The organism is Bradyrhizobium sp. 63_E2_N1_3 (assembly GCF_052076005.1).
In the GTDB taxonomy this organism is placed as follows: Bacteria; Pseudomonadota; Alphaproteobacteria; order Rhizobiales; family Xanthobacteraceae; genus Bradyrhizobium; species Bradyrhizobium barranii.
The window spans coordinates 5,466,214-5,477,931 of the sequence record NZ_CP197235.1; the positions used below are offsets into that span (position 1 = coordinate 5,466,214).

Annotated in this window: 11 protein-coding genes; 3 read left to right on the forward strand and 8 right to left on the reverse strand. The window is 65.0% G+C overall.

The genetic code is table 11. The annotated features are described in order from the left end of the window. Nucleotides 1-27 precede the first annotated feature (27 nt). The 6 genes from AB7531_RS26405 to AB7531_RS26430 are packed head-to-tail and all read right to left on the reverse strand — an operon-like array spanning nucleotide 28 to nucleotide 6,873. Complete coding sequence (locus AB7531_RS26405; RefSeq protein ID WP_063983812.1) at nucleotides 28-507, reverse strand: MaoC family dehydratase; 480 nt, start codon at nucleotides 505-507, stop codon at nucleotides 28-30. Continuing rightward, nucleotides 508-2,223: an AMP-binding protein gene (locus AB7531_RS26410; protein ID WP_063983813.1), complete on the reverse strand. Its 1,716-nt coding sequence runs from the start codon at nucleotides 2,221-2,223 to the stop codon at nucleotides 508-510. Further along, on the reverse strand, nucleotides 2,223-3,119 hold the full coding sequence (mmsB, locus tag AB7531_RS26415; RefSeq protein WP_256376502.1) for a 3-hydroxyisobutyrate dehydrogenase: 897 nt from the start codon (nucleotides 3,117-3,119) through the stop codon (nucleotides 2,223-2,225). The genes AB7531_RS26410 and mmsB overlap by 1 nt, the downstream gene beginning before the upstream one ends. Before the next feature lie 24 nt (nucleotides 3,120-3,143). Beyond that, a complete protein-coding gene (locus AB7531_RS26420) occupies nucleotides 3,144-4,211 on the reverse strand; it encodes an enoyl-CoA hydratase/isomerase family protein (RefSeq protein WP_063983815.1) in 1,068 nt (355 codons plus the stop codon). Next, complete coding sequence (locus AB7531_RS26425; RefSeq protein WP_063983816.1) at nucleotides 4,208-5,353, reverse strand: isobutyryl-CoA dehydrogenase; 1,146 nt, start codon at nucleotides 5,351-5,353, stop codon at nucleotides 4,208-4,210. Before AB7531_RS26425 ends, AB7531_RS26420 begins: the two co-directional genes overlap by 4 nt. 23 nt (nucleotides 5,354-5,376) lie before the next feature. Further along, nucleotides 5,377-6,873 (reverse strand): CoA-acylating methylmalonate-semialdehyde dehydrogenase, encoded by a 1,497-nt coding sequence (locus AB7531_RS26430; protein WP_063983817.1) that lies wholly within the window; start codon nucleotides 6,871-6,873, stop codon nucleotides 5,377-5,379. A gap of 101 nt (nucleotides 6,874-6,974) precedes the next feature. On the opposite strand from AB7531_RS26430, the gene AB7531_RS26435 reads away from it, so the two are divergent. Then, on the forward strand, nucleotides 6,975-7,895 hold the full coding sequence (locus tag AB7531_RS26435) for a LysR family transcriptional regulator (RefSeq protein ID WP_063983818.1): 921 nt from the start codon (nucleotides 6,975-6,977) through the stop codon (nucleotides 7,893-7,895). A gap of 95 nt (nucleotides 7,896-7,990) precedes the next feature. Here the strand turns inward: AB7531_RS26435 and AB7531_RS26440 are convergent, their stop codons facing one another. Both AB7531_RS26440 and AB7531_RS26445 read right to left on the reverse strand, forming a co-directional pair. Next, entirely contained in the window at nucleotides 7,991-8,611 is a 621-nt protein-coding gene (locus AB7531_RS26440) for a TetR/AcrR family transcriptional regulator (protein ID WP_063983819.1), read from the reverse strand. Nucleotides 8,612-8,680: 69 nt separating this feature from the next. Continuing rightward, nucleotides 8,681-9,211 (reverse strand): PaaI family thioesterase, encoded by a 531-nt coding sequence (locus AB7531_RS26445; protein WP_063983820.1) that lies wholly within the window; start codon nucleotides 9,209-9,211, stop codon nucleotides 8,681-8,683. Between the two features lie 153 nt (nucleotides 9,212-9,364). On the opposite strand from AB7531_RS26445, the gene AB7531_RS26450 reads away from it, so the two are divergent. Both AB7531_RS26450 and AB7531_RS26455 read left to right on the forward strand, forming a co-directional pair. Next, nucleotides 9,365-10,135: an enoyl-CoA hydratase gene (locus tag AB7531_RS26450; protein ID WP_063983821.1), complete on the forward strand. Its 771-nt coding sequence runs from the start codon at nucleotides 9,365-9,367 to the stop codon at nucleotides 10,133-10,135. Between the two features lie 299 nt (nucleotides 10,136-10,434). Beyond that, a complete protein-coding gene (locus tag AB7531_RS26455; RefSeq protein ID WP_063986435.1) occupies nucleotides 10,435-11,631 on the forward strand; it encodes an acetyl-CoA C-acyltransferase in 1,197 nt (398 codons plus the stop codon). Nucleotides 11,632-11,718 lie beyond the last annotated feature (87 nt).

Sequence of the window (11,718 nt, forward strand, 5' to 3'; positions counted from 1 at the left end):
GTCAAGCCCGGCCATGGCGGCTTGGGCCTACGCGAAATAGATCAACCCGAGCCAGTCGGCGACCAGCGCCGGCCTGTCCTCGCCTTCGATCTCCACCGTGACGTTGGTGCGGGACTGCAACTCGTTGGGCTTGCGCAGCTTGGCTTCCGCTAGCACGAAACGGCCGCGGACGCGCTTGCCCGAGCGCACCGGCGAGATGAAGCGCAGCTTGTCGAAGCCGTAATTGACGCCCATCGTGGTGCCGGCGATGACCGGCATCACCTCGTAGGACATGATCGACAGCAGCGACATCGTCAGGAAGCCGTGGGCGATGGTGGTGCCGAAGGCGGTCTCCTTCTTCGCGCGCTCCGGATCGACATGGATGAACTGGTGATCCTCGATCACGTCGGCATAGGTGTCGATGCGTGGCTGATCGACCAGATGCCACGACGACACGCCGATCTCCTTGCCGACCATGGCCTGATAGGCTTCGAGGGAAATCGGCGGCTTCTTCCAGACTTCGTTCACTTAGGTCTCACTCCGTGTTTTCGGCAGCTCCGGAAAATCCTCTTCCCGGAATTCGCGACCGCGCAGGGGATCGTTGCGGTCGTCGTCGCGTTCCAGCCGTCTGAGCTGCACGCGGCGGATCTTGCCCGAGATCGTCTTCGGCAGCTCGGTGACGATTTCAAGGCGGCGGATGCGCTTGAACGGCGCAAGGCGCGTGTGCAGATGCCTGAAGATCGAGAGCGCGGTCTCGGGCGAGCGCTCCGCACCTGATGTCAGCAGCACAAAGGCCTTGGGGATCGCGAGCCGGATCGGGTCCGGGCTCGGTACCACCGCGGCTTCCGCGACGAGCTCATGCTCGAGCAGCACGCTCTCGAGCTCGAACGGGCTGATGCGATAATCGGAGGATTTGAACACGTCGTCGGAACGGCCAACGAAGGTGAGATAGCCATCCTCGTCTGCGAACACGACGTCACCGCTGCGGTAGAGTGCGCCTTCCGCGCCCGAGAGCTTGCCGTCGTCGCCCTGATAGCCCTGCATCAGGCCGGCCGGACGGTCAGCCCCGAGCACCAGCGCCACCTCGCCCTCCTTCGCCGGATGGCCGTCGGCGTCACTGACCTGCACGCGATAGCCCGGCAGCGGCCGGCCCATCGAGCCGACCTTGATCTTTTGGCCCGGCGAGTTGCCGGCCAGCGCGGTGGTCTCGGTCTGGCCGTAGCCGTCGCGGATGGTGAGGCCCCAGGCGGCCTGCACCTGGTCGATCACTTCCGGATTGAGCGGCTCGCCCGCGCCGCAGACCTCGCGCAAGCTCACCTTGAACGCCGCAAGGTTCTCCTGGATGAACAGCCGCCACACCGTCGGCGGCGCGCACAGCGTGGTGACGCCGCAGCGGCCGATGGTGGCAAGCAGACCCTTGGCATCGAAGCGCGGCTGGTTGACCACGAACACGGTCGCACCCGCATTCCACGGCGCGAAGAAGCAGCTCCAGGCGTGCTTGGCCCAGCCGGGCGATGAGATGTTGAGGTGGACGTCGCCCGGCTTCAGCCCGATCCAGTACATGGTCGAGAGATGGCCGACGGGATAACTGCGCTGGCTGTGCAGCACCAGCTTTGGTTTCGCCGTGGTGCCCGAGGTGAAATAGAGCAGCATCGGGTCGTCGGCATTGGTCGGACCGTCAGCCGTAAAGCTCTGCGAAGCCTTCGCTGCCTCGTCATAGGCAAGCCAGCCATCGGAGGCCGCACCGACGACGATGCGGACGATATTCTCAGCACCGAGACTTGCGAATTTCGTGACCTGGTCTTGCGCCGCGACCACCGCCTTCGCCTTGCCGCGATCGAGCCGGTCGCGCAGTTCGTCCGCGGTGAGCAGCGTGGTGGCGGGAATCACGACGACGCCGAGCTTCATCGCCGCCAGCATCGTCTCCCACAACGGCACCACATTGCCGAGCAGCAGCAGCAGGTGGTCGCCGCGCTTCAGACCCTGCGCGCGCAGGAAGTTGGCGACCTGGTTGGAGCGCTGCGAGAGCGCCGCGAAAGACAGCTTGGTTTGCTTGTCCTGTGCGGCATCGACGATCCAGAGCGCGGGCCGGTCCTTGGCGTCCGCATCCTTCGCGAGCTCGTCGAACCAGTCGAGCGCCCAATTGAAGGGAACCGGATCGGGCCAGCGGAAGTCTTTGACCGCTGTCTCGTAATCCGTGCGGTGTTTAAGCAGAAACGCGCGCGCGTCCTGAAATGTCGTCATTAGGCTTTCCCGGCTAGCCCCCTAACGTGCTTGATAATTCCGGAAAAATCCACCCCGCCCTGCCCGGCGGCATCGAAGGACTGATAGATCTCCTGCGCATGCTTGCCGAGCGGCGTGGCCGCTCCCGCGGCCTTGGCGGCGTCCTGCGCCAGCGTCAGATCCTTCACCATCAGCGCCGAGGCAAAGCCCGGCTTGTAATCGTTGTTGGCGGGCGAGGTCGGCACCGGTCCCGGCACCGGGCAATAGGTCGTCAGCGACCAGCACTGGCCCGACGAGGTCGAAGCGACGTCGAACAGCGCCTGATGCGAGAGCCCGAGCTTCTCACCGAGCGCAAAGGCCTCGCTCACCGCGATCATGGAAATGCCGAGGATCATGTTGTTGCAGATCTTTGCCGCCTGCCCGGCGCCGGCACCGCCGCAATGCACGATCTTCTTGCCCATCTTCTCCAGCACGGGCTTTGCCGCCGCAAACGCGCTCTCCTCGCCGCCGCACATGAAGGTGAGCGTCGCGCCCTTGGCACCACCCGTACCGCCGGACACCGGCGCATCGACCGAGAGCACGCCATGCTTGGCCGCCAGCGCATGCGCCTGACGCGCGCTCTCGACGTCGATGGTGGAGCTGTCGATGATCAGGGCGCCCTTGGCCATGGCGGGAACAACCTCGCTCCAGACGCCGAGCACGTGCTTGCCAGCCGGCAGCATGGTGACGACGACATCGGCGCCCTTCACCGCACCCGACGCGCTCTCAGCGATGGCGGCGCCATCGGCCTTGGCCTGGTTGCGCGAGGCCTCCGCGAGATCGAACGCCACCACCTTGTGGCCGGCCTTGACCAGATTGGCCGCCATCGGGCCGCCCATGTTGCCGAGACCGATGAATGCGATCGTGGCCATATCGATATCCTCCGCTAGACGTTTCGTTGATTAGTTGAACTTCAGTTCGTCGGCGCCGATCTCGGCGAAATACGGCGCAATCATCGCCGGCGTCACGTCCTCGATGCGCGGCGGCGACCAGGTCGGATTGCGGTCCTTGTCGATCACGGCCGCGCGCACGCCTTCGCGGAAATCGTCGCTGCGGAAGACCTCCAGCGCAGCGCGATATTCGCGCACCAGGCACTCTTCCAGGCTCGATGCGGTGCGCGCGAGCCGCAGCAGCTTCAACGTCACCACCATGCCGCGCGGCGATTTTTCGTTGAGCGTCTTCAGCGTCGACTGCGCGAACTCCGACCCGTCGCGCTTGAGCGCAGCGACGATGTCCTCCATGCGGTCGAAGCCGAACAACGCGTCGATAACAGGCTCTTTCGCGGCGACCGGCCCCGCGGTCTCCCCGGTCGCAAAACCGTTGATGAGCTTGCTCACGTCGGCTGCGGTCGCCCCGGAACGAGTCCTTGTCAGAGCCTCGCGCAGTTCCGGCAATTTCACCGCCGGCACGACAGCATCGGCGAACTTCGCATGGATTGCATCGGGCCCGTTCATGGTCTGGCCGGTCAGGCCGAAATACGTGCCGATCTCGCCCGGCGAGCGCGACAACAGAAAGGTGCCGCCGACATCGGGGAAGAAGCCGAGCCCGACCTCGGGCATCGCGAGCCTGGTGCGGTCGGTGACGACGCGGTGGCTGGCATGGGCGGAGAGCCCGACGCCACCGCCCATCACGATGCCGTCCATGAACGCGACATACGGTTTCGGAAACTTCTTGATCCGGGCGTTGAGGATGTACTCCTCACGCCACAGGATCTTGCCGAGGTCACCATTGACCTTCGAGCTTTCCCAGAGCGTGCGGATGTCGCCGCCGGCACAGAGGCCGCGCTCGCCGGCCCCCTCCAGCAGGATCACGGCGACGGCCGGATCAGTCTCGAAGCGGTCAAGCGCGGTCTCGATGTCCCGAAACATCTCCAGCGTCACGGCATTGATGGCCTTGGGGCGGTTGAGCCGGATCACCCCGGCTGCGCCCTCGACGCGGGCGACCAGATCGCCCTCCTCCACTGAACTCATCGCGCGCCCTCGATCAATTTGCGCGCCACGATGAGCCGCATGATTTCATTGGTGCCTTCGAGGATCTGGTGCACGCGCAGATCGCGCACGATCTTCTCGATACCGTATTCGCTGAGATAGCCGTAGCCGCCATGGAGCTGGAGCGCCTGGTTGGCGACCTCGAAGCCGACGTCGGTGCCGAAGCGCTTTGCCATGGCGCAGAGCATGGTGGCATCGGGGTCCTTGCGGTCGAGCGCCGCCGCTGCGCGCCACAGGAAGGTGCGCGCGGCCTCGAGCTCGATCGCCATGTCGGCGAGACGGAATTGCAATGCCTGGAATTCGTCGAGACGTTTTCCAAAAGCCTTGCGCTCCTTCATGTAGGTGCGCGCCTTGTCGAGCGCGGTCTGCGCGCCGCCGAGCGAGCATGCGGTGATGTTGAGGCGGCCGCCGTCGAGGCCGGCCATCGCGATCTTGAAGCCGATGCCCTCCTCGCCGAGGCGGTTGGCGACCGGCACGCGCGCGTTCTCGAACATCACGGCGCGGGTCGGCTGCGCATTCCAGCCCATTTTGCGCTCATTGGCGCCGTAGGAGACGCCGGGCGTGTTGCCGTCGATCACGAGGGTCGAGACGCCGCCGGCACCGTCACCGCCGGTTCGGACCATGGCGACAAGAAGATCCGTGCCGCCGGCGCCGGAGATGAACTGCTTCTGGCCGTTGAGGACGTAATGATCGCCGTCACGCACGGCACGGGTGCGCAGCGCTGCCGCATCGGAGCCGGCGCCCGGCTCGGTCAGGCAGTAGCTCGCGATCAGCTCCATCGAGCAGAGTTTCGGCAACCATTTGTGGCGCTGGGTGTCGCTGCCGAAGGCATCGATCATCCAGGACGCCATGTTGTGGATGGAGATGAAGGCCGAGGTGGTCGGACAGCCCGTTGCCAGCGCCTCGAAGATCAGCGCCGCGTCGAACCGCGTCATGGCGGAACCGCCGACATCCTCGCGGATGTAGATGCCGCCCATGCCGAGGGTCGCCGCCTCACGCATCACGTCGACGGGGAAATGCTTTTCCTCGTCCCAGCGCAGCGCGTGCGGCGCGATCTTCTCGGCCGCAAACGCCAACGCCATGTCGCGAACCGCGACCTGATCCTCGTTCAGAGCGAACTGCATCCCCGGCCTCGCTCTTGAGAGGGTTACTTCATCAGCGGGATCGAGAACTCCGCACCTTCCTTGACGCCGGACGGCCAGCGCGAGGTCACCGTCTTGGTCTTGGTGTAGAAGCGCACCGAGTCCGGGCCGTGCTGGTTGAGATCGCCGAAGCCCGACTTCTTCCAGCCGCCGAAGGTGTAGTAGGCGATCGGCACCGGGATCGGCACGTTGACGCCGACCATGCCGACATTGACCTTGGCCGCGAAGTCGCGCGCGGCGTCGCCGTCGCGGGTGAAGATGGCGACGCCGTTGCCGTAGTCATGATCCGACGGCAACGCCAGCGCTTCCTTGTAGTCGTGCGCGCGCACGACCGAGAGCACGGGCCCAAAGATTTCTTCCTTGTAGATCCGCATGTCCTTGGTGACGTTGTCGAACAGCGAACCGCCGAGATAGAAGCCCTTCTCGTAGCCCTGCATCTTGAAGCCGCGGCCGTCGACGGCGAGCGTCGCGCCTTCCTTGATGCCGATGTCGATGTAGCTCTTGACCTTCTCGACCGCCTCGCGCGTCACCAGCGGACCGTAGTCCGCCGACGGATCGATCGAGGTACCGATCTTGAGCGACTCGACGCGCGGGATCAGCTTTTCCATCAGCCGGTCGGCGGTGGACTTGCCGACGGGGACCGCGACCGACACGGCCATGCAACGCTCGCCGGCCGAGCCGTAGCCTGCACCGATCAGCGCGTCGACCGCCTGGTCCATGTCAGCGTCGGGCATGATGATGGCGTGGTTCTTGGCCCCGCCGAAACACTGGCAGCGCTTGCCGGTCTGGGCTGCGCGCTCATAGATGTATTGCGCGATCGGCGTGGAGCCGACGAAGCCGATGGCCTTGATATCGGGATCGTCGAGGATGGCGTCGACAGCTTCCTTGTCGCCGTTGACGACGTTGAGGATGCCAGCCGGCAGGCCCGCCTCGATCATCAGCTCGGCGAGCATCATCGGCACGCCGGGGTCGCGCTCGGACGGCTTCAGGATGAAGGCGTTGCCGCAGGCGATGGCAGGGGCAAACTTCCACATCGGGATCATCGCCGGGAAGTTGAACGGCGTAATGCCCGCAACGACGCCGAGCGGCTGGCGCATGGAATAGATGTCGATCCCGGGGCCGGCGCCTTCGGTATATTCGCCCTTCATCAGATGCGGGATGCCGCAGGCGAACTCCGCGACTTCGAGGCCGCGCTGAATGTCGCCCTTGGCATCCGGCACGGTCTTGCCATGCTCACGCGCGAGCAGCTCGGCGAGCTTGTCGTAGTCGCGCTGCACCAGCTCGACGAATTTCATCATGACGCGGGCCCGGCGCTGCGGGTTGGTCGCGGCCCATTCCGGCTGGGCGGCACGGGCGTTCTCGACCGCGGCGCGGACCTCGGCCTTGGACGCCAGCGCCACCTTGGCCTGGACGTCGCCGGTCATCGGCTCGAAAACGTCGGCAGTGCGGCCCGAGGTGCCCTTGACCTCCTTGCCACCGATGAAATGTCCGATTGAACGCATGGAATGATCTCCTGAGGTCGAGCGTGAACGCTTTGACAAATCCTATCGACCTGCATTTTATAGGATTCAAGTCTGAGATAATGCACCATAGATGTGCGAAAATGCTGGATCAAGGTAGCATCGACTGGGACGACTTCCGCTTCGTGCTGGCCATCGTGCGGGGCGGCTCGGTTTCGGCTGCGGCTAAACAGCTCGGGGTCGACCACGCCACCGTGATCCGCCGCGTCGACCGGCTGGAGAGACACCTCTCGGCAAAGCTGTTTGACCGGCGCAAGACCGGCTATCTCCTCACCGAGGCCGGCCAGCGCGTCGCCGACAGCGCGGAAGCCATGGAATCGACCATCGTCGCCAACCAGGAGCAGGTCGGCGGCTCGGTGGCACGGCTGACCGGAACGGTGCGGATCGGCGCGCCCGACGGCTTCGGCACCGCCTTCCTGGCGCCGCGGCTGGCGCCATTCGCCGACCGCTATCCCGACCTCGATCTGCAACTTGTGGCCACCGCGCGGCTGTTCAGTCTCTCCAAGCGCGAAGCGGATATCGCGATCAGCCTGACCATGCCGAAGGAAGGCCGCATCGTCGGCCGCAAGCTCCTGGACTACCGGCTCGGGCTTTATGCGGCGCCGGCCTATCTCGACCGTTTCCCGAAGATCACCTCGCGGCAGGATCTGCCGCAGCATCGCTTCGTCGGCTACATCGAGGAGCTGCTGTTCACGCCCGAACTCGACTACCTCCCGCAGGTATCGCCGCGGATTTCGGCGCGCTTCCGTAGCGCCAATCTGATCGCGCAGCTCAATTCCACACTCGCGGGCTTCGGCATCGCCGTGCTGCCACACTTCATGGCGAGCGACTACCCGCAGCTGGTGGCGGTTCTGCCGGAGGAGATATCGATCACGCGGACGTTCTGGATGCTGATGCACGCGGACAGCAAGGATCTGGCGCGGATCCGCGCGGTGGCCGACTACATCGGCGAGATCGTGGAGCGCGAGCGGGCGTTGTTTGCGGGGGTAACGACGGTCTCCTAGGGTGGGCAAAGCGAAAGCGTGCCCACCATATCTGTTGCAGGCGTGGACAGATGGTGGGCACGGCGCAAGAGCGCCTTTGCCCACCCTACCGCATCTCAGCTCTGCTTCGCCTTCTTCGCCGCCGTCACCTTCGGCTCGCGCTTCGCGCCATCGAGCGCGCTGTCCTTGCCGGCCTTCAGCACCTCGTCCGACAGTTCGCTGGATCCTGCGATGCGCGCCAGCAGCATGGTGCCGGCCATCGTAGCCAATGTCGCGATGGCCTGCTTGCGCGCGGCCTTGCGCGGCAGGTTGGGGATGAAATCGGTCATCATCTCGACCATCTCGTCGAGCTTTCCGGCAAAGGCCTTGCGCGTCTTCGGGCTCTCGCGGGCGATCTCGGCGCCGAGCGCGGGAATCGAGCAGCCGTGGCCGGGATTGTCCCGATGCAGCGCCGAAAGATAGGTCTCGACGATCTGGGTCAGTTGCTTTTCGGGCGCGACCTGATCGGACTGCTTGCGCCAGTGCTCCATCGAGCGGTCCATGGCGTAGGCAAAGGCCTCGATCACCAGCGCCTCGCGCGAGTCGAAATGCGCGTAGAAGCCGCCATGGGTCAGGCCCGCCTCCTTCATGAGGTCGGCGACGCCGATGCCGTGAGCGCCCTTTTCGCGCAGCCGCACGGAGGCCTTCTTCACGATTCGGTCGTGGGTTTCCTGCTTGTGTTCCCGGGAATAGCGCATGCGGGTCTCATTGAATGTCGGAGATCATCTCATAACACAGAAATGGACCAGGCGGTGCATTAATTCATGTTAAGTTGTCGCGCCGATCATGGAAAAGGTTGCAGTTGCATGGACTGCGAGCGCACCCTTGCCGTCGCGGACAAAGCCCTCGGTGTAGCTGGTCTGGCGTCCCAGCTTGATGATCTTGCCTTCGGCCGAGATCAGCCCGGAACGGACCGACAGCGGGCGCAGGAACGTCATTTTCAGGTCGAGCGTCACTGACGACTGCCCGGCCTCCAGCCGCGTCGAGATCGCGCAGCCCATGGCGGTATCAATCAGCGCCGCGGCGGTCGCGCCGTGCAGGAGGCCAATGGTATTTTCGAGATCCTCGCGCGGCTCAAGTTCCATCACGATCCGGCCCGGCTCGACCACGGCCATGGTGAAACCGATCAATTTTGCGAAGGGCGGCGGCGGCAACCGGCCGTCGCGGATTCCCAGCATCGCGTCCATGCCTGAAAGCCCCATCGCTACTTTTGCAACCGGCGCAGGCACCTGCCAGTCCACCACGCGCTCACGCCGCTGCGCGGGCGAAAACAGGTCGAGTTGATCGTTACAGGTCATGGCGGCCTCTTTGTATGATGTATGTCATACTATGTCACGAACTTCGCCATGGCAACTCCGTCCCCCACCCGCTTGACAAGCAGGGCGTTTCGGCACCGAAGTGATCCCGACCCGCGCGCCTCGCGCATGTCCACGAAACTCCGAGATGCTCCGATGGAAATGCTCAACAATCACTGCGGCGTGACGCGCGATGCGCGCGGCGTCGTCCATGTCGCGATCTGCAACGCCGGCCCGCTCAACATTCTGGGCTCGCCCGTCACCGATGCCGTGCGCGAAGGCCTGCAGACCCTCGCGACTGACCGCAGCATCCGCGTCGTGGTGCTGCGCGGCCAGAGCGAGAAGAGCATGATCGGCGGAGCCGACATCAAGGAGATGGCCAAGCTCGACCAGAAGTCGGCCGAAGCCTTCATCAGCCGCCTGGGCGATCTCTGCGAGGCCGTGCGCCAATTCCCGGCCCCCGTGATCGCGCGGATGCCGGGCTGGTGCCTCGGCGGTGGCCTCGAAGTCGCCGCCGCCTGCGATTTCAGAATCGCTGCACACGATGCGCATTTCGGCATGCCGGAGGTCCGCGTCGGCATCCCCTCGGTGATCCACGCCGCCCTGCTTCCGCGCCTGATCGGCTGGGCCCGCGCCCGCTGGCTGGTGATGACGGCGGAGAACATCGACGCGCCGACGGCGCTGGCCTGGGGACTGGTGGACAAGGTCGCGCCGGAGGGTGGATTGGATGCCGAGGTCGAACACGTCGTGAAGGCGCTGCTCGAATGCGGCCCCGAGGCGCTGCGCTCGCAAAAGGCGCTGCTGCGGCAATGGGAGGAACTGCCGCTGACGGAGTCGGTAAATCTCAGCGTCAAGGTGTTCGGCGAGTCGTTCCTGTCGGACGAGCCGACGCGGCTGATGCAGGCTTTCGTAAACAGGAAGCGGTAGGCTGCCTCCACACTGACGGTGTCATGCCCCGGCTTGACCGGGGCATCCAGTACGCCGCGGCTCATCGGTTCGATCACCACCGCCTCTGGAATACTAGATCGCCCGATCAAGTCGGGCGATGACAGTGCCGTGCGGAGCGACCGCCACGCCAAAGTCCGCGACAGTCACGTCACCCCCTCCAATCGAACGACCAAATCTCATCCGAACCACGACAATTTCTCATGCCGGCTGCGGTTGCATTTTTTGCGCCGCATCATATGATGATCATAATCTTTTCCGTCATCGCTGGGAGTTTCATCATGGCCGAAGCCGCCGATCCCGTCGTCATCGTCTCCGCCGCCCGCACCCCGCTCGGCCGCTTCATGGGCGAGCTGTTGCCGCTGGCGGCACACAAGCTCGGATCGCATGTGATCAACGCCGCGCTGGAGCGCGCCAAGCTTGCGCCCGAGAAGGTGGATGAAGTTTTCATGGGCTGCGTGCTGCCGGCCGGACAAGGCCAGGCGCCGGCGCGACAGGCGGCACGTAGCGCCGGTCTGCCCGACGCCACGGGCGCGACCACGGTCAACAAGGTCTGCGGCTCCGGCATGAAGGCGACCATGCTGGCGCACGACATCATCCGCGCCGGCTCGGCCGAGATCGTCGTCTCTGGCGGCATGGAGAGCATGAGCAACGCGCCCTATCTGCTCGCCAAGGCCCGCGGTGGCTACCGCGCCGGGCACGACCGCATCATCGACCACATGATGATGGACGGGCTGGAGGATGCCTACGAGACCGGCCGTTCCATGGGCGATTTCGGCGAGGCCACCGCGGAAGCCTATCAGTTCACCCGCAAGGACCAGGATGCCTATGCGATGGAGACGCTGAGCCGTGCGCGCAAGGCGGTCGAGAGCGGCGCGTTCAAGGCCGAGATCGCGCCGATCACGCTGACCGAGAAAGCAGGCCCTCGCATCGTCGCCAATGACGAGCATCCGCTGAAGGTCGATCCTGCGAAAATCCCCGGATTGAAGCCGGCGTTCCGCGCCAACGGCACCATCACGCCGGCCGCCTCCTCCGCCAATGCCGACGGCGCCGCGGCGCTGGTGCTGACGAAGCGCTCGCTGGCTGATCGCAACGGCCTGCCGGCAATCGCCGAGATCAAGGGCCACGCCACCCACAGCCAGGAGCCGCAATGGTTCACGACGGCTCCGATCCCGGCGATCCGCAAGCTGCTCGACAAGGTCGGCTGGAGCGCCGGCGATGTCGACCTGTTCGAGATCAACGAGGCCTTCGCCGTGGTGGCGATGGCGGCGCAGCGCGACCTCGGCATCCCGCGCGAGAAGCTGAACATCAACGGCGGCGCCTGCGCGCTTGGCCATCCCATCGGTGCCACCGGCGCGCGGCTGATTGTGACGCTGCTGCACGCGCTCGAGGCGCAAAACCTCAAGCGCGGCGTTGCGGCACTCTGCATTGGCGGCGGTGAAGCCACGGCCATCGCCGTGGAGCGTCTGACGCACTGACCTAGATACGTCCGAAAATGAGGGAACTCTGTCATTTTCGACAGACGCGTCCCGTGCCATTCTACAAGCTCGTGCAGGTGTCTCAAA